The organism is Billgrantia sp. NRB1 (genome assembly GCF_056921725.1).
Map to the genome: position 1 here is coordinate 1,136,112 of NZ_CM167783.1, position 16,467 is coordinate 1,152,578.

13 protein-coding genes, 1 pseudogene and 2 riboswitches are annotated in these 16,467 nt (G+C 71.2%); of the genes and pseudogenes, 6 read left to right on the top strand and 8 right to left on the bottom strand.

Features of this window, described 5'->3' with window-relative positions; all coding sequences use genetic code 11:
• Positions 1-10 precede the first annotated feature (10 nt).
• The 3 genes from thiC to ACZIYR_RS05135 form a co-directional block, all read right to left on the bottom strand.
• Positions 11-1,900 (bottom strand): phosphomethylpyrimidine synthase ThiC, encoded by a 1,890-nt coding sequence (thiC, locus tag ACZIYR_RS05125; RefSeq protein ID WP_483528452.1) that lies wholly within the window; start codon positions 1,898-1,900, stop codon positions 11-13.
• Between the two features lie 82 nt (positions 1,901-1,982).
• A riboswitch (TPP riboswitch) is annotated at positions 1,983-2,094 on the bottom strand.
• A gap of 266 nt (positions 2,095-2,360) precedes the next feature.
• Complete coding sequence (gene tenA, locus ACZIYR_RS05130; RefSeq protein WP_483528453.1) at positions 2,361-3,029, bottom strand: thiaminase II; 669 nt, start codon at positions 3,027-3,029, stop codon at positions 2,361-2,363.
• A 91-nt stretch (positions 3,030-3,120) separates the two neighbouring features.
• A riboswitch (TPP riboswitch) is annotated at positions 3,121-3,272 on the bottom strand.
• A gap of 66 nt (positions 3,273-3,338) precedes the next feature.
• Entirely contained in the window at positions 3,339-4,079 is a 741-nt protein-coding gene (locus ACZIYR_RS05135; RefSeq protein WP_483528454.1) for a CDP-alcohol phosphatidyltransferase family protein, read from the bottom strand.
• A gap of 170 nt (positions 4,080-4,249) precedes the next feature.
• Between ACZIYR_RS05135 and ACZIYR_RS05140 the strand changes: the two genes are divergently transcribed.
• The 5 genes and pseudogenes from ACZIYR_RS05140 to ACZIYR_RS05160 all read left to right on the top strand — a co-directional run.
• A complete protein-coding gene (locus ACZIYR_RS05140) occupies positions 4,250-5,281 on the top strand; it encodes a zinc-dependent alcohol dehydrogenase (RefSeq protein WP_483528455.1) in 1,032 nt (343 codons plus the stop codon).
• Positions 5,269-5,667 carry a 6-pyruvoyl trahydropterin synthase family protein gene (locus tag ACZIYR_RS05145; RefSeq protein WP_483528456.1) on the top strand — a complete coding sequence of 133 codons (399 nt, stop codon included), beginning with the start codon at positions 5,269-5,271 and terminating at the stop codon, positions 5,665-5,667. Before ACZIYR_RS05140 ends, ACZIYR_RS05145 begins: the two co-directional genes overlap by 13 nt.
• Before the next feature lie 8 nt (positions 5,668-5,675).
• Positions 5,676-6,767: a glycosyltransferase family 4 protein gene (locus ACZIYR_RS05150; protein WP_483528457.1), complete on the top strand. Its 1,092-nt coding sequence runs from the start codon at positions 5,676-5,678 to the stop codon at positions 6,765-6,767.
• Entirely contained in the window at positions 6,764-7,645 is an 882-nt protein-coding gene (locus tag ACZIYR_RS05155) for a hypothetical protein (protein WP_483528458.1), read from the top strand. Before ACZIYR_RS05150 ends, ACZIYR_RS05155 begins: the two co-directional genes overlap by 4 nt.
• Positions 7,642-8,526, top strand: a pseudogene (locus tag ACZIYR_RS05160) (lysylphosphatidylglycerol synthase transmembrane domain-containing protein); the annotation flags it as partial. The gene ACZIYR_RS05155 and the pseudogene ACZIYR_RS05160, both read left to right, overlap by 4 nt.
• Positions 8,527-8,604: 78 nt before the next feature.
• Here the strand turns inward: ACZIYR_RS05160 and ACZIYR_RS05165 are convergent.
• A complete protein-coding gene (locus ACZIYR_RS05165; RefSeq protein WP_483529047.1) occupies positions 8,605-9,438 on the bottom strand; it encodes a RibD family protein in 834 nt (277 codons plus the stop codon).
• A 76-nt stretch (positions 9,439-9,514) separates the two neighbouring features.
• On the opposite strand from ACZIYR_RS05165, the gene ACZIYR_RS05170 reads away from it, so the two are divergent.
• Complete coding sequence (locus tag ACZIYR_RS05170; protein WP_483528459.1) at positions 9,515-10,639, top strand: GTP cyclohydrolase II; 1,125 nt, start codon at positions 9,515-9,517, stop codon at positions 10,637-10,639.
• Positions 10,640-11,200: 561 nt separating this feature from the next.
• On the opposite strand, the gene ACZIYR_RS05175 is transcribed toward ACZIYR_RS05170, so the two are convergent.
• Genes ACZIYR_RS05175 through ACZIYR_RS05190 form a run of 4 tightly spaced genes read right to left on the bottom strand, consistent with a single transcriptional unit; the run spans position 11,201 to position 16,281 of the window.
• Positions 11,201-12,025, bottom strand: a complete 825-nt coding sequence (locus ACZIYR_RS05175; RefSeq protein ID WP_483528460.1) for a creatininase family protein — start codon at positions 12,023-12,025, stop codon at positions 11,201-11,203.
• Positions 11,980-12,801, bottom strand: coding sequence for an FkbM family methyltransferase (locus tag ACZIYR_RS05180; protein ID WP_483528461.1), 822 nt, complete (start codon positions 12,799-12,801; stop codon positions 11,980-11,982). Before ACZIYR_RS05180 ends, ACZIYR_RS05175 begins: the two co-directional genes overlap by 46 nt.
• Before the next feature lie 11 nt (positions 12,802-12,812).
• On the bottom strand, positions 12,813-14,747 hold the full coding sequence (gene mdoH, locus ACZIYR_RS05185; RefSeq protein ID WP_483528462.1) for a glucans biosynthesis glucosyltransferase MdoH: 1,935 nt from the start codon (positions 14,745-14,747) through the stop codon (positions 12,813-12,815).
• Entirely contained in the window at positions 14,719-16,281 is a 1,563-nt protein-coding gene (locus ACZIYR_RS05190; protein ID WP_483528463.1) for an OpgD/OpgG family glucan biosynthesis protein, read from the bottom strand. The genes mdoH and ACZIYR_RS05190 overlap by 29 nt, the downstream gene beginning before the upstream one ends.
• Positions 16,282-16,467: the final 186 nt, after the last annotated feature.

The following is a 16,467-nucleotide window of genomic DNA, read 5'->3' on the forward strand; positions in this document are numbered from 1 at the left end:
GGGGCCGGGATTACACCTCCTTGTAGAGTTCGGCGCCCTCCTGGCGGAACTTCTCGGCCTGCTCTTCCATGCCCTTCATGACCGCTTCCTGGTCGCCGTTAAGCCCTTTCTCGGCGGCGTAGTCGCGAACCTCCTGGCTGATCTTCATGGAGCAGAACTTGGGGCCGCACATGGAGCAGAAGTGGGCGACCTTGGCGGAGTCCTTGGGCAGGGTCTCGTCGTGGTACTCCCGTGCGGTGTCCGGGTCGAGGCCGAGGTTGAACTGGTCCTCCCAGCGGAACTCGAAGCGCGCCTTGGACAGGGCGTTGTCGCGGCGCTGGGCGGCCGGATGGCCTTTCGCGAGATCTGCCGCGTGGGCGGCGATCTTGTAGGTGATGATGCCGGTCTTGACGTCGTCCTTGTTGGGCAGGCCCAGGTGCTCCTTGGGCGTCACGTAGCAGAGCATGGCGCAGCCGTACCAGCCGATCATCGCCGCCCCGATGCCGGAGGTGATGTGGTCGTAGCCGGGGGCGATGTCGGTGACCAGCGGCCCGAGGGTGTAGAAGGGCGCCTCGTCGCAGTACTCGAGCTGCTTGTCCATGTTCTCCTTGACGAGATGCATGGGCACGTGGCCGGGGCCCTCGATCATCACCTGGACGTCGTGCTTCCAGGCGATATGGGTCAGCTCGCCCAGGGTCTTGAGCTCGGCCATCTGCGCCTCGTCGTTGGCGTCGGCCACCGAGCCGGGGCGCAGGCCGTCGCCCAGCGAGAAGGCGACATCGTAGCGCTTGCAGATCTCGCAGATCTCCTCGAAGTGCTCGTAGAGGAAGCTCTCCCGGTGGTGATAGAGGCACCACTTGGCCATGATCGAGCCGCCCCGGGAGACGATGCCGGTGACCCGCTTGGCGGTGAGCGGCACATAGCGCAGCAGTACGCCAGCGTGGATGGTGAAGTAGTCCACGCCCTGCTCGGCCTGCTCGATCAGGGTGTCGCGAAACACCTCCCAGGTGAGGTCTTCGGCTACGCCGTTGACCTTCTCCAGGGCTTGGTAGATGGGCACGGTGCCGATGGGCACCGGGGCGTTGCGGATGATCCACTCCCGGGTCTCGTGGATGTTCTGGCCAGTGGAGAGATCCATGATGGTGTCCGAGCCCCAGCGGATGCCCCAGGTCATCTTGTCGACCTCCTCCTCGATGGAGGAGGTCACTGCCGAGTTGCCTAGGTTGCCGTTGATCTTCACCAGGAAGTTGCGGCCGATGATCATCGGCTCCGACTCCGGGTGGTTGATATTGCAGGGGATGATCGCCCGGCCGGCGGCCACTTCGGCGCGCACGAACTCCGGGGTGATCTCCTCGGGCAGGCGGGCGCCGAAGCCCTGGCCGGGATGCTGGTGGCCCAGAATCCGCTCGACCTCCTCCGAGCCTAGCGCCTGGCGGCGCTGATTTTCCCTGATGGCGATAAACTCCATCTCCGGGGTGATGATGCCCTGGCGGGCGTAGTGGAGCTGGGTGACGTTCTTGCCTTCCTTTGCGCGCCTTGGAGAGCGGCTCAGGTCGAAGCGCAGCTGGGCCAGCGTCGGGTCGTTGGCGCGGCGCTTTCCGTACTCGGAGGTGGGGCCGTCGAGGAACTCGGTGTCGCCGCGCGCCTCGATCCAGGCGCGACGCAGTTCGGGCAGGCCGCGGCGCAGGTCGTTGCTGACCTCGGGGTCGGTGTAGGGGCCGGAGGTGTCGTAGACCAGCAGCGGCGGGTTCTGCTCGTCCTCGCCTGAGGTCTTGGTCGGCGACAGCGAGATCTCGCGGAAGGGCACGCGGATATCCGGGCGCGAACCCTCGACGTAGACCTTGCGCGAGCCGGGCAGCGGCTGGATGGCGGCCTCGTCGACCTGGGCGGTCTCGGCGAGGAAGTGGGCGGTCTTGCTCATGGTTGTTCTCCCTTGGGGTTGTCAGGGTCTTGTCAGGGAGGACAGCTGGGAGGACAGGGGCAGGGGGGCGGCATCTGGGCCCCGCTGCATGTCGCTTGATCCCTACGCTGGTCCTAGCCAGTTCAGGTTCAACGGGATCCATGCTTGCCAGCGCATGATCTCAGCCGTTTTCAACGGCACCCCGTCAAGCGTGGTGGTCGATTGCTCAGGGTTATCGCAGATAGCTCCATCGCTTGGGGCTGATCCGGCAACAAGCCTGAGAAGAGGAGGCGCTGTGAATACCTCCCTGTACGCTACCGACGCCATCCATGGCGTAGGACCTCCTCTCTAGCTTGTCCCCGGCGCCCTTCGCTGTCGCCAACTGCGACAGCCTTGGAACAATTGCTTAGGCAAGTTACATCTTGCCTACCGCGTCTGGCGTGACCAGCACCAGAGCGGGTCTTTCTGTGGGGCCAGACCGTCAGTCGCTGCGATCCAGCCCCATCTGCCAGAAGTCGATCTCGAGCCGCGTGGCATCGCGGAAGATGCGGGTCAGCTCCGCGAAGCGCGCCGGCGTGACGTCGGCCAGGCGGCTGTCGAGCCATTCGCGCTCGGCGCGCATGGCGGCCTGGAACTCCTGGCTCTCGTACATGGCGATCCAGGCGTCATAGGGGTTGGCCTCGCCGCGAACGGTGTCGGGCCGGCCATTCAGCCAGTTGGCGATCTCGCCGTAGCCCACCAGGCAGGGGGCCAGGGCCACGTGCAGGTCGAGCAGGTCGCCGCGGTTGCCGGTGTCCAGCACGTAGCGGGTATAGGCCAGGGTCGCCCGGGCCTCGGGGAGCTCGGCGAGCTCCGCCTCCGTGATGCCCCAGTCGCGGCAGTAGCTCACATGCAGGCCCAGCTCCACGTCGACGATCGCCTTGAGCCCCTCGTGAGCCTGGCGCAGGTCGGAAAGCGTCGGGCTCTTGTAGGCGGCCAGGGCGTAGGCCCGGGCGAAGTGGATCAGGAAGAGGTAGTCCTGCTTCAGGTAGTGGCGAAAGGCGTCTTCGGCCAGGGTGCCGGCGCCCAGGGAGCGCACGAAGTCGTGTTCGATGTAGGCACGCCAGTCGTCGTGGATGGCGTCGGTCAGGTCGTCGAAGCGATAGCCCATGGGCGTCTCCGCTGGTCGGTGACGACCCGGTGAGCGCGCAGCGAAGCGGGTGGGGAAGGCGAGGATCGGGGAGGGCGTCGCGGGACACCCAAACGGACCACGGCCTGATTCCCTACGCCGGTTCATGCCGCCTTCCATGTCAAGGAAGGGCTCACCCGGATCAGGTTCCACGGGATCGGCGCTCGGTGTCTCGACACCCTTCGCCATCTCAGCCGGATCTCACCGGCACCCCGTCAAGCGTGAACGCCAGTCTAGCAGGACGGGCCGGGCTTGCCAGCCCCTGCTGAAGTCATTTTGCGGAAATATTTTTCATTTTTTGTTTCGCCACAGCCAGCGCACGTCGATACCGAAGGAGGCCGTCAGCGCCGCCAGTGCCGTGGCCGCCAGCCAGCTGGTGGCCTGTGTCCCCAGGAGCGGCAGCAGGCCCAGCATCAGCGTCACCACCTGCCAGACGCAGACCGCCTTGCGTCGCAGGCTCTCGGGCAGTTCGGCGCCGAGCCAGGGCCAACGCCAGCCTGCCGCCACGAACCCATAGCGCATGGCGCCGATCGCTAGCACCCAGGGGCCGACCTTGCCCAGCGAGAGCAGCGCCAGGCACAGCACCAGAATGAAGAAGGCGTCCAATTCCATGTCGAAACGGGCGCCAAAGGCGCTGGCGCTGCCGGTGCGGCGCGCCACCCAGCCATCGACGCCGTCCAGTAGCAGAGCCAGCAGTGCCAGGCCGGCCAGCGGCCAGGGATGACGGGCCAGCAGCGCCGGGTCAAGCAGGGCGCCCGCCAGCAGGGCCACCAGGGCGGCGCGGGTCAGCGTGACCCGGTTGGCCCAGCCCAGCCCCCGCCGGCCCGGCCAGGCGTAAAGCACTAGCCCGGCCATGGCCAGGTAGACGCCCGTCGCCGTGGTGGGTACCCAGGCACTGGCCTGCAGGCCCAGCGCCAGCAGCGAGCCGAGTACCAGCACGGCGGCGAGGCCTGCCAGGAGCTCGGCCAGCGTGGAAAGGCGGCCAGTCGCGGGGCGTAATGGGTCGCTATGCTGACGAGAGAGAAGCGACATGCGCGGCACCCAGGCTGTCGGTTGACGAAAAACAATTGATGCAATTATTTTTATATGTACCACTATTGTAAAAGAAAGTCGCTGCCAATGGAGCCAAAGCGCATCAGCCGCTGTCATGATCAAGGAGGCGTGACGCACAGGCTCCTAGGGAGTATTGCAGAGGAGAGGCCATGCGCGAGTCCACCGCCACCGCCTACTGGGTGTTGTCACCCGGCCACGGGGCGCTGCGAGAGGAGCCGCTGCCGCCTCCGGGCAGCGGCGAGGTGAGGGTGCGTGCCCTCTACGGCGGCATCAGTCGCGGTACCGAGGCGCTGGTCTTCCAGGGCCAGGTGCCGGTCAGCGAGTACGCGCGGATGCGCGCGCCCTTTCAGGTCGGCGACTTCCCGGGCCCGGTGAAGTACGGCTATGTCAGCGTCGGCCGGGTCGAGGCGGGCGATGCCGACCTGGTCGACCGCCAGGTGTTCTGCCTGCACCCCCATCAGAATCGCTACGTGGTGCCGCGAGATGCCGTGGTGCCGCTGCCCGAGGGGCTGCCGGCCTCCCGGGCGGTGCTCGCCGCCAACATGGAGACCGCCCTCAACGGCTGCTGGGACGCCGCGCCGCGCCTCGGCGATCGCATCGCCGTGATCGGCGCCGGTGTGGTCGGCGTGCTGGTGGCCTGGCTCTGTGCGGCAATACCCGGCACCCGCGTGCAGCTGGTGGATGTGGCGCCGCAGCGGGCCGACCTGGCCGAGGGGCTGGACCTCGACTTCCGCCTCCCCGAGCGCGCCGATGCCGATAACGACCTGGTGATTCACGCCAGCGGCAATCCCGAGGGGCTGCGCCTGGCGCTGAGGCTGGCCGGCACCGAGGCGCGGGTGGTGGAGATGAGCTGGTTCGGCAGCCGCGAGGCGACGCTGCCGCTGGGCGAGGCCTTTCACTCCCGGCGACTCAAGCTGATCAGCAGCCAGGTGGGGCGGCTGCCCAGCGAGCGCACGCCCCGTTGGGATCACCGCCGACGGTTGACGCTGGCCCTGGGGCTGCTGCGCGACCCGCGCCTCGACGCCCTGATCAGCGGCGAGAGCGACTTTCACGCCTTGCCCGCCTTGATGCCCCGCCTGGCGGCCGGCGGCGGCGAGGTCCTCTGCCATCGGCTGCGCTACCGGCAGTCCGCTGGGCAACACGATGACCCTTCGACCGGAGATTCGCCATGTACAGCCTGACCGTGCGTGACCACTTCATGATCGCCCACAGTTTTCGGGGGGAGGTCTTCGGGCCCGCCCAGCGCACCCACGGCGCCACCTATGTGGTGGATGTCACCTTTCAGCGCCGCGAGCTGGATGACGACGACCTGGTGGTGGATATCGGCCTGGCCGGTGCCGCGCTGAAGCGGGTGCTGGACGACTACAACTTTCACAATCTCGATGACCTGGAGGCCTTCCAGGGCCGCAACACCACCACCGAGTTCATGGCCCGGGTGGTCTTCGAGCGCCTGGCCGAGGCCATCCAGGCGGGACGGCTCGGTGACGCCGCCCGAGAGCTTCTCGCCATGCGCGTGACCCTGCACGAATCTCATATCGCCTGGGCCAGCTACGAGGCCGAGCTATGAGTCCAGGCGTGGCGACTGCGACTGCGACTGCCGAGCTGACGCTGATCGTCGCCGGCGACCCCGACCAGCTCACCGGCGGCTATGTCTATGACGCCCGGATCGTGGCGGCCCTGCGCGAACGGGGCTGGCGGGTCGAGGTGGTGGGGCTGGAGGGGCGTTTTCCCGAGGCCGACGCCCGGGCCAGGGCGAGCATGGCGGCGGCGCTGGCGTCGCTGCCCGATGGCGCCCGGGTGGTGATCGACGGCCTGGCCCTGGGCGGGCTGCCCGAGGCCGTCGCCCCCCACGCCGACCGGCTCTGCCTGGTCGCCCTGGTGCACCATCCGCTGGCCGAGGAGACCGGGCTGGAGGATGCCACGCGGGAGCGCCTGCGCCACAGCGAGACCCGCGCGCTGGCGCTGGTGCGCCAGGTAATTGCCACCAGCGCCTATACCGCCCGCGGCCTGGTGCACTACGGGGTGCCCGCTTCTCGGGTCGCGGTGGTCGAGCCCGGCGTGATACGCGCCCCCCTGGCGGCGGGCAGCCGTGAGCCGACGCCGCCGGGCCGCCCCCTGCGGCTGCTCTGCGTGGCGACCCTGACGCCGCGCAAGGGCCACGATCTGCTAGTCGAGGCGCTGGCCTCCCTGGCGGGCCATGACTGGCGCTGCGACTGCATCGGCAGCCTGACCCGCGATCCCGCCCATGCCGCCCGGGTCGCCGAGCGGATTCGCCACCACCGGCTGGAAGATCGGCTGCGGCTGCTGGGCGAGCAGGGGGCCGAGGCGCTAGAGGCGGCTTACCGCCAGGCGGACCTCTTCGTGCTGGCCTCCCACTATGAGGGCTACGGCATGGTGGTGACCGAGGCGCTGGCCCGAGGCCTGCCGGTGATCACCACCACCGGCGGTGCCCTGGCCGACACCCTGCCGGCCGAGGCGGGACTGGCGGTGTCGCCCGGCGACAGCCGGGCGCTGGCCGCGGCGCTGGCGCGCTGGTTCGAGGCGCCGGCGCTGCGGGCCCGGCTGAGAGGCGGTGCCCGGGATGCCCGTCAGCGCCTGGGTGACTGGCGCGCCGCCGGTGACGCCTTCGCTGAGGCGCTGCCCGAGCCGGTGGAGCTCGCGCCATGAACGCCCCCGCCGCACAGGGCCGCTTCAGCGCCGACTGGCTCGCCCAGCGTGAGGCACTGGACGCGTGCTCGCGCAGCCAGCGGCTGACGGGGCTCGCCGTCGAGTGGCTCGCCTCGCGCCCGGCGCCCTTTGATCTGGTCGACCTGGGTAGCGGCACCGGCAGCAACCCGCGCTTCCTGGCGCCGCGCCTGCCCGGCCCCCAGCGCTGGCGGCTGGTGGATCATGACCCGGCGCTGCTGGCCCGCGCCCGGCGGGCCCGACTGCACGACGCCGCCGGCCGGCGGGTGACGCTGCAGACCCGCTGCTGCAGCCTGGCGCCCTTCGATGCGATGCTGCTCGACGGGGCGGCGCTGATCACCGCCTCGGCGCTGTTCGACCTAGTGTCGCGCCTCTGGTGCAAGACGCTGATCGACGCCGCGTCCCGGCGCGGTCAGGCGCTGCTGTTGACCCTCAGCGTGGACGGCGGCTGGGGCTTTCTCGATGCCCGCGGCGAACGCTGCGACGATGACGAGGACACCGAGGTGCGGGCCCTGTTTCAGGCCCACCAGCGTCGCGACAAGGGGCTGGGCGCCGCCCTGGGGGGCGAGGCGCCGGCGCTACTGGGTGAGTGGCTGGCCGCCGCCGGCTACCGGGTCCAGGATGCCGCCACCCCCTGGGTGCTGGCGGCGGGCAGCGAGGCGGCGCGCAACCTGGGGCTGGCGCTGGTGGACGGCTGGGCCGGGGCGGCCCTGGAGCAGGCCCCGGATCGCCGCCACCGGCTGGCCCAGTGGCAGGCGCGGCGGCGCAGTGCGCTGGCGGCCGGTGAGCTCGGCCTGCGCGTGGGGCACCGCGATCTCTTCGCCTGGCCCGGCGGGAATGGCGCTTGGGGTGGGGCATGAAGCGCCGCCTGCTGGCACGCCTGTGGCGGCCGCTGGCCAGCCTGCTGCTGCTGGCGGCGCTGGCCCTGTGGCTGGACCCCCGCGCGGTGATCGCCGAGGTCGAGCGGCTCTCGCCGGGCTGGGCCCTGCTGGCCCTGGCGCTGACCCTGCCCCAGGTGGCGCTGTCCGCCTGGCGTTGGCGCTTCACCGCCCGCCTGCTGGCGGTGCCCTTGGACTGGGGGCGGGCCCTGCGCGACTACTACCTGGCAATGTTTCTCAATCAGGTGCTCCCCGGCGGGGTGATGGGCGACGCCGCCCGAGCCTGGCGCCACTCCCGCGCCAGCGGTCGGCAGGGGGGCGCCTGGCGAGCGGTGATCATCGAGCGAGCCTCGGGGCAGCTGGCGGTGCTGCTGCTGACCCTGCTGGTGGTCACGCTCTCGCCGCTGTGGCACGGCGTCATGGCCGACGCGGCGGCCTGGGCTGCCGGGGCGCCGCCCTGGCGGCTGGCCGCCTGGCTGCTGCCGACGGCCGCGGTGGGGCTGGTCGTCGGGCTGCTGGCCTGGCGCCTGCTGCGCCATCCGCCGCGGGCGCTGGTCGGCCTGGGCGGCGATCTCTATCGCAGCCTGCTGGCGGTCTCGGCGTGGCCGCGACAGCTGGCCGGCTCGCTGCTGGTGGTGCTCAGTTACGCGCTGGTGTTCGTCTGCGCGGCCCGGGCCATCGGGGTGTCGCTGCCGACGACGACCCTGTTGGCGCTGGTGCCGCCGGTGCTGCTGGCCATGCTGATCCCGCTGTCGGTGGCCGGCTGGGGCGTGCGTGAAAGCGCCGCGGCGCTGGTCTGGGCGCTGGTCGGGCTGCCGGCGGCCCAGGGCGTGGCGGTGTCGCTGGCCTACGGCGCCCTGGTGCTGCTGGCCAGCCTACCGGGCGGGCTCTGCGTGCTGGCCGAGATGCTGCGCCGGCGACGCCCCGCACCGGGCGGAGGTTCAGGCCCCGGTGAGCCGCAGATCGAAGAGGGTGTCGTCACCGCAGCGGAAGGTACGCGCCTGGGGGCGCCGGGCCTCGTCGAGGGTGGCGATCGGCGCCAGCGTCAGGCCCGGGCGGCCGGAGCCGATCAGCAGCGGCGCCACCAGCAGGTGCAGCCGGTCGAGCACCCCGGCCTCGAGAAAGCGCGACACCGTGACCCCGCCACCCTCGATCAGCACCCGCCTCAGACCGTGCTCGGCCAGGGCGTCCAGCACCGCGGCGGGCGAGAAGCCGTCGCCCGCCAGGGGCAGGGTCAGGCGCGTGACGTGAGGGCCCGGGGGCGCCGGCGCGGCGGCGTCGGGGCCCAGCAGGTGCAGGGTCGGGGCATCGGCGTCGCACAGCAGGCGAGCGGTCGCCGGCACCCGGCCGCGGGGGTCGAGGATCACCCTGACCGGCGAGCGACCGGGCACGTGGCGCACGGTGAGCAGCGGGTCGTCGGCGATGACGGTGCCGGCGCCCACCACCACGGCGTCGAGCAGAGCGCGCAGGCGGTGCAGGTGGGTGCGGCTCGCCAGGCCGTTGATGTAGTGGGAGTGGCCGCTCTGGGTGGCGATGCGGCCATCCAGGCTCTGGCCCAGCTGGGCCACGGCCAGCCGCCCGCGGTGGGCCGCCAGCGGCACCAGGCAGTCGAGCAGTTCGCGGGCCGCCTCGCTGACGGCGCCCCGGGCGTGCCAGGCCCCCTGGGCATCGAGCCACAGCGGGGCGGCTTCCGACGGCGGCTCGCTCTCGCACCGCCGGCACAGCCACTGCCAGGCCGCGTCGCACGCCAGGGGTTCGGGCGTCGCTTCGCTCATGGGGCCTCCGGGTCGGATTCAGCGTTTCATCATGCGTCGTCCGCCATGGCGGCACAAGGCACGCAAGGAGATCGTCATGCATCAGGTTGAACGCGCCATCTTCGATATTCGCCGCGGCCTGCCGGTCCTGCTGGTGGCCGGTGAGGAGCGCGTGCTGGTCCAGGCGCTGGAGGGGGCCGGCAACGAGGTGCCGGCGCGCCTCGCCGAGCGGGCCGGCACGCCGCCGGCGCTGGTGCTCAGCCAGCATCGGCTGGCGCTGCTGGGCGTCGAGGCGCGGGGGGCGCCGGCACGGTTGGCACTGCCGCCCGGCCTCGACGAGATGTGCCTGGCGGCGCTGGCGGTCGGCGCCGAAACGCTGCAGCGGCCACAGAGACGGGCGTGGCGCGAGCGGCTGGAGCCCGCGGCGCTGGCGGACCGCGGGGCCCTGGCGCTGATGCGCCGGGCGCTGCTGATTCCCTCAGCGCTGGTGGCCCGGGTCAGCGAGGCGCAGCGCACGGCGGTCGAGGCGGCGCTGGCCAGCGGTGAGCTGCTGGCGGTGGAAGCCGAGGCCGCCGAGCGCTGCCTGGAGGGGACCGGCGGCATGCTCAAGCGGGTCAGCGAGGCGCCTATTCCCCTGGCCGACGCCTTCGATACTCGCTTCATCCTGTTTCGCGAACCCGACGGGCTGCGCGAGCACCTGGCGGTGGTGATCGGCGCCCTGGACGCCGGCGGCTCGCCGGTGCCGCTGCGCCTGCATTCGGCCTGTCTCACCGGCGACCTGTTCGCCAGCCTGCGCTGCGACTGCGGCGAACAGCTGCGCAACGCCGTGGCCGAGATCGAGGCCCTGGGCGGCGGCGTGCTGCTCTATCTGGCCCAGGAGGGGCGCGGCATCGGCCTGGCCAACAAGCTTCGCGCCTACACCCTGCAGGATAGCGGCCTGGATACCGTGGATGCCGACCACACCCTGGGCTTCGGCGAGGATGAGCGCCGCTACGGGGTGGCGGTGGACATGCTCGGTTCGCTCGGCATTCGTCGGGTGCAGCTGCTGACCAACAACCCGGGAAAGGTGTCGGCCCTGGCCGACGGCGGCATCGAGGTGGTGGCCCGCCAGGCCCTCTACGGCAGCCTCAACGACCACAACCGACGCTACCTCAGCGCCAAGGCGGAGCGCGCCGGCCACCTGCTCGACGAGGTGCTCGAGCGCGGAGGCGGGCGCTCCTAGGAAGCTAAAGCTTCTCCTACATTAGGAAATTTCGCCTGTAGGAGCGCCCGGTTCCCGTCGCGACTGGCGCCGGTAGGCGCCCTGGCGGAGGCATTCGGGGCTATCACCAGCGCCGACAACACCGCCGGGAGGCTGTCGCCTCCAGTCGCGATCTAAAGGTTCTCCTACATTAGAGAGACTCGCCTGTAGGAGCGCCGGTTCCCGTCGCGACTGGCGCCGATAGGCGCCCTGGCGGAGGCATTCGGGGCTATCACCAGCGCCGACAACACCGCCGGGAGGCTGTCGCCTCCAGTCGCGATCTAAAGATTCTCCTACATTAGGAAATTTCGCCTGTAGGAGCGCCCGGTTCCCGTCGCGACTGGCGCCGATAGGCGCCCTGGCGGAGGCGGCGGCGTTCGGGGCTATCACCAGCGCCGACAACACCGCCGGGAGGCTGTCGCCTCCAGTCGCGATCTAAAGAGGCTCCTACATTAGAAAATTTCGCCTGTAGGAGCGCCCGGTTCCCGTCGCGACTGGCGCCGGTAGGCGCCCTGGCGGAGGGCGAAGCGTTATCTGCTATGTTCAACGCCGGGGACCCCCGCCCAGGGAGGGCATGGCCCGGGCCTCGCGCAGGACCCGACTGATGCGCTCGGCGTAGTGGTCGACCAGGCGCGCGCCCAGCTCGGCGCTGCCCAGGCGTGCATCGCCCACCACCCCCTCCGGGTGCAGGTCCTCGGCCAGCCAGGCGAAGGCCGCTTCCCCCTCCGGGCCCAGCAGCTGGTGCTCCTCCGCCATGGCCTGGCCCCGGGAGATCGGGTGCCCCAGATGCGCAAGGCGTACCTTCTCCGGCGCCAGATGGCGCATCAACGCAGTCTCCAGGGCGCCGCCGTGCAGCCCGTGGCGCAGCTCCTCGGCCGGCAGATCCTCGCCCGGCAGGTCGTCCGGCAGCGCCAGGCGCATATAGTGCAGCTTGACCACCAGCAGGCCGTGGCGGCGGCGCAGCGCCAGGGCGGCGCTGTCCATCATCGCCTTGTTACCGCCGTGGCTGTTGAGCAGCACCAGCCGCGAGAGCCCGGCGCGGGCCACGGCGTCGCCGTGGGCCTCCAGCACGGCGGCGGCCAGTGCTGGCGACAGGCTCAGGGTGCCGGGAAAGCTCAGGTGCTCCTCGCTGGCACCCACCGCCAGGGGCGGCAGCTGCACCAGCGGGAAGTCCTCGGGCAGGTGGGTCATCGCCGCAGCCAGCAGCCCCGTGCCGATGTCCAGATCGGTGGAAAGGGGCAGATGAGGGCCGTGCTGCTCGATGGCGCCGAGCACCATCACCGCCACGCCGTCGCGCTCGAGCTGGGCGAATTCGCGGCTGGTCAGCGCCTGCCACTGGGGAAAGGCGGGAAGGGGGGCGTCGTGCATCCGGTGGCCTCCTCGGGTCGGGGGGAGTCGAGTCGTGCATAGAGATCGCCGGAGGCCAGACCGTCGGCCCCGGCGGCCAGCCATACGCGGGTCGCCTCGGCGGTGCGCCAAGTCGGCCAGTGGAAATCGCGGCGTTCGCCTTCAATGACGTTGAAGCGATAGTCGCCCAGTTCGGCCAGGCGCGCCACGCAGGCCTCGGCCACCTCCAGGGCGCCGGCGACGAACTCCACCGAGACCCCGGCCAGCGGCCGGCTGAGCCCGGCCAGCACCTCGGCCTCGAAGCCCTCCACGTCGATCTTGCAGAAGCGCGGCACGCCGTGTTCGGCGATCAGCGCGTCCAGGGTGGTGACCGGCACTCGGTGCGTCTCTTCCCAGCGCACCTGGCGAAAGCCGGGATTGCGTGTGGCGATGGCCTTGCGCCAGGGGTGGGCCAGGGTCGAGACCGTGGGCGTGGCGCGGCTGATGGCCAGCTTGGCTTCGCCGGGGGCGGCGCCGGCCGCCACCGGCAGCAGGGTTACCCCGGGCCGCCGGCCCACCAGCCGACGGAGCCAGCGAAAGAGGCGGGGCTGCGGCTCCAGGGCGACCACCCGGGCGCCGAGCCCGGCGAAGGCCGCGGTGCGGTCCCCGAGGTGGGCGCCCACGTCGAACACCAGGTCGCCGGGGCCGATGAAGTCGGCGTAGAGCCGGCGCAGGGCGCTCTGGCGGCCGGGGCGCCAGTAGATGATCAGCGAGCGGGCCAGGCCGTAGCCGCGGCGCAGGGGGGCGAGCGGGGGCATGTCGGCGGCGCTCATGGGGCGGTCGACCGGTCGGGGGCCGGCGTGCGGCGTGAGAGTCGGGCCAGGGGCATCTCGCCGGGGCGTTCGGGGGGTGGCGCCAGCGGCTCGGCGTGGGAGTGGGCGAAGGGCTCGTTGTTGGCTTCATGGGCGAGCAGCGCGGCCGCCTCGTCGCCGGGGGTAACGCTCAGCAGGCCGAGACGGGCCAGGGCGTCGGCCGGCGGGCGGCTGCCGCTCAGCCGGGCTAGCAGCGGTGCCAGCAGCAAGCCACCCCAGATGGGGCTGAGCCACCACAGCAGCGCCGGGGCGAGCCAGGCCACCAGCCCCGCCCAGAGGGTGCCCAGCAGCAGGGCGGGGGCGGTGTGACGCAGGGCGTCATTCCACGTCACCATGCGGCCCTCCCGGGCCTGGCTCCCCCATTCCACGCGGGTGCCGGTGAGCACGCCGAGCACGAAGGCGCTGTGAAAGACCATCATCACCGGCGCCAGCAGCACCGCGGCCAGGGCCTCCAGCAGGGCGCCGGCCAGCAGCCGCAGGCGCCCGCCGAAGGCCTCGGGGCGGCTGACCAGGGCCAGCAGCAGGCCCAGCAGCTTGGGCAGCAGCAGCAGCCCCAGGGTGGTGGCGAAGAGCGCGGCGATCAGTTCAGGGCGCGCCTGGGGCCAGAGCGGGAAGAGCTGCTCGGGGTGGACGAAATAGCTCACCTGGCGCTGGGCGCGCAGCACGGCGTCGAGGCTGCCCAGCAGTAGCACGGCCAGCCACAGCAGGGAGGCGAGAAAGGCCATGGCGCCCATGACGAAGTGGAGTCGGCTGAGGCCGTGCAGTCCCGGCGCGGCGAGCAGGCGCAGGTGCTGCAGGTTGCCCTGGGTCCAGCGCCGGTCGCGACGGGCGTAGTCGAGCAGGTTGCCGGGCATCTCCTCGTAGCTGCCGCCGATGCGGGTATCGAGCTGTACCTCCCAGCCGGCGCGTCGCATCAGGGCGGCCTCGACGAAGTCGTGGCTGAGAATCTCGCCGCCCAGGGGCGGCCGGCCGGGCAGTTCGGGCAGGCCGCAGTGATCCATGAAGGCGCCTAGGCGCAGGATGGCGTTGTGGCCCCAGTAGTTGGCGGTGTCGCCCTGCCAGCTGCTCTGGCCGGCGGCGAGCATGGGCGCATAGAGGCCGGCGGCGAACTGGGCCAGGCGGCCGAACAGGGTAACCTGGCGGGCGGGCAGCGGCACGCTCTGGATCAGCCCCACCCGGGGGCGCGCCTGCAGGGCGCGGACCAGGTCCAGCAGCGCCTGGCCGCTCATGCGGCTGTCGGCGTCGAGCACCACCATGAAGTCGTAGTGCCTGCCCCAGCGGCGGCAGAAGTCGGCCAGGTTGCCGGCCTTGCGCCCGCGGTTGTGGGGTCGGCGCCGGTAGTGCAGGTGCAGGCGGCTGGCCAGGCGCCGCTGCAGGGCGGCGATGGCCGCGGCTTCCTGGACGGCGATGGTCGTATCGGTGGTGTCGCTGAGCACGAAGGCGTCGAAATGGTGTGCCTCGCCGGTGGCGATCAGGGCCTCGGCGGTGGCTTCCAGGCTGGCCACCACGGCGGCGGGAGGCTCGTTGTGGATCGGCATGGCCAGCACGGTACGCTGGCGGATCGGCAGCGCCCGTTCGCCGACGAGGCTCGGCAGTCGCGCCAGGGTCAGCGGATCGCGCCGGGCGAGGATCACCGCGAAGCCGAACAGCGCCGACCAGAAGGCGACGGCGATCCAGGCGAAGGTCAGGGTGAACAGCGCCAGGATCAGCAACGTCAGCACGCCCTGTCCGTCGGCGTGAAGGATACGCCACATCAGCAGGGCGCCGACCAGGGTGGTGGCGGCCACCAGCAAGGCCAGCAGGACACGCCGGGTACGCAGCCAGGGCAGCCGCCGGGCGCCGTTGCGGCGGCGGGCGCCGAACTCAGCGTGCTTCGTCCGGGTACCAGACATGGTTCCAGGTCTCGCTGATCGTCTCCCCGTAAAGGCTCAGTCGCAGCCGCATGTCGGCGGGCTGACGGCCCTCGGGGTCGAGCCGGAAGCTGGCCCGCCAGCCGCTCCCCGACGGCAGCGGCTGGGTCTGCAGGTGGCGCACCCGGCCGTGGCTGACGTCGAGCTCGGCCTCGACGGGCTGGTCAGGGGCCAGCCCCTCCAGCTCGCCGCCCTGAAAGTCGATCATGAAGTGGCGCCGGCTGGCGGGCGGCGGGTCGCTCTGGCCGGGAACGCCCCCCCAGCCGTGGCGGCTGCGGGTCACCCGGGCCGGCTGGGGGACGGACAGCGCGGTGCCGAAGGTGTGGGTGCGATAGCGAAAGCGGCGCTGCCCGCCGGCCTCGAGCGGCCTGTCGCCGACCCAGTAGGCGACGATGTTGTCATGGGTCTCGTCAGGGGCGGGAATCTCCACCAGTTCGACCCGGCCGGCGCCCCAGTCGCCGAGGGGCTCGACCCACTGGCTGGGGCGCCGCTCGTAGCGCGCCTCCAGGTCCAGATAGCGGGCGAAGTCGCGGCTGCGCTGGACCAGGCCGAACCCGGCGGGGTCGCTGTCCAGGAACTGGGAGACGCGCAGCTGGCGGGGGTTGGTGAGCGGCCGCCAGATCCACTCGCCGCTGCCGGTTCGCATCAGCAGCCCCTCGGAGTCGTGCACCGCCGGGCGATGATCGTCGGTGCGGCCAACGCTGGTATCGCCATGGGCGAACATGCTGGTCAGCGGCGCCACCCCGAGCTTGGCCACGTCGCGCCGGGCAAACAGCCGGGCCTCCACCTCGACGCCGACGTCGCGCCCCGGGGCGATGTCGAAGCGGTAGGCGCCGGCAAGCGAGGGGCTGTCGAGCAGCGCCAGTACCGTCATGTGGCTCGCCTCGGGGGCCGGCCGGACCAGCCAGAACTCGCGAAAGGCGGGAAACTCCTCGCCGCGGGGCAGGGCGGTGTCGATGGCCAGCCCCCGTGCCGAGAGTCCGTAGCCCTGGTCGCGCCCCACCAGCCGGAAGTAGGAGGCGCCGAGAAAGACTGCGAACTCGTCCTGGTGCTCGGCGCGATTGAGCGGGAAGTGCAGGCGAAAGCCGGCGTGCCCGGCGCCCTCCAGATTCTGCTCGAGCAGTCCGGCGGCCCGGTCATCGTAGCGGAAGCGCCCGGGGTCGAAGGCGAGCGGCGTGGTCTCGCCCGCCTCGACCAGGTGAAGCTGCACCGGGGCGTCGAACAGAAAGCCGGTGTGGAACAGCTGGATCGAAAATAGTCCCTCGTCGCGCCACAGCGCCGCCTCGGGGTCGAAGCGAATCTGCCGGTAGGTGTCGTAGTCGAGATCCCGCAGCGCCTCGGGCAGGGCGGCGTCTCCGGGGCGATAGGCGGCCTCGGCGAGGGCCTTGGCCTGTTCGGTGACCCGGTCGAAGAGCGCGTCGATCTTGGCCTCGTCGGTGGCCGCCGAGGCCACGAGGTGGGCGCCCATCAAGGCCAGCCCCAGGGCCAGGCCGAAGCGACGCTTGCGCTGCTGCATTCGTGTTCTCCTCTGACGCTCATGGCCTGGCCTCAGTGTCGCCGTTGATGACGATTCGTGCACGGGCGGCAGCGTTGCAGGTAGTGCGACATAAGTTGTACGTTTGTCTGGTCAATGTACACTCAATCCCGGTGAGCTACCATTCGGGTAGTGCTGTCAACTCGTTGCCGCCGAAAAGGGAGTGTC

Excerpts from the sequence above, each read along its gene's own strand:
- thiC (WP_483528452.1), bottom strand. The coding sequence starts at position 1,900 with ATGAGCAAGACCGCCCACTTCCTCGCCGAGACCGCCCAGGTCGACGAG.
- tenA (WP_483528453.1), bottom strand. The coding sequence starts at position 3,029 with ATGGGCTATCGCTTCGACGACCTGACCGACGCCATCCACGACGACTGG.
- ACZIYR_RS05135 (WP_483528454.1), bottom strand. The coding sequence starts at position 4,079 with ATGTCGCTTCTCTCTCGTCAGCATAGCGACCCATTACGCCCCGCGACT.
- ACZIYR_RS05140 (WP_483528455.1), top strand. The coding sequence starts at position 4,250 with ATGCGCGAGTCCACCGCCACCGCCTACTGGGTGTTGTCACCCGGCCAC.
- ACZIYR_RS05145 (WP_483528456.1), top strand. The coding sequence starts at position 5,269 with ATGTACAGCCTGACCGTGCGTGACCACTTCATGATCGCCCACAGTTTT.
- ACZIYR_RS05155 (WP_483528458.1), top strand. The coding sequence starts at position 6,764 with ATGAACGCCCCCGCCGCACAGGGCCGCTTCAGCGCCGACTGGCTCGCC.
- ACZIYR_RS05165 (WP_483529047.1), bottom strand. The coding sequence starts at position 9,438 with ATGAGCGAAGCGACGCCCGAACCCCTGGCGTGCGACGCGGCCTGGCAG.
- ACZIYR_RS05170 (WP_483528459.1), top strand. The coding sequence starts at position 9,515 with ATGCATCAGGTTGAACGCGCCATCTTCGATATTCGCCGCGGCCTGCCG.
- ACZIYR_RS05175 (WP_483528460.1), bottom strand. The coding sequence starts at position 12,025 with ATGCACGACGCCCCCCTTCCCGCCTTTCCCCAGTGGCAGGCGCTGACC.
- ACZIYR_RS05180 (WP_483528461.1), bottom strand. The coding sequence starts at position 12,801 with ATGCCCCCGCTCGCCCCCCTGCGCCGCGGCTACGGCCTGGCCCGCTCG.
- mdoH (WP_483528462.1), bottom strand. The coding sequence starts at position 14,747 with ATGTCTGGTACCCGGACGAAGCACGCTGAGTTCGGCGCCCGCCGCCGC.
- ACZIYR_RS05190 (WP_483528463.1), bottom strand. The coding sequence starts at position 16,281 with ATGCAGCAGCGCAAGCGTCGCTTCGGCCTGGCCCTGGGGCTGGCCTTG.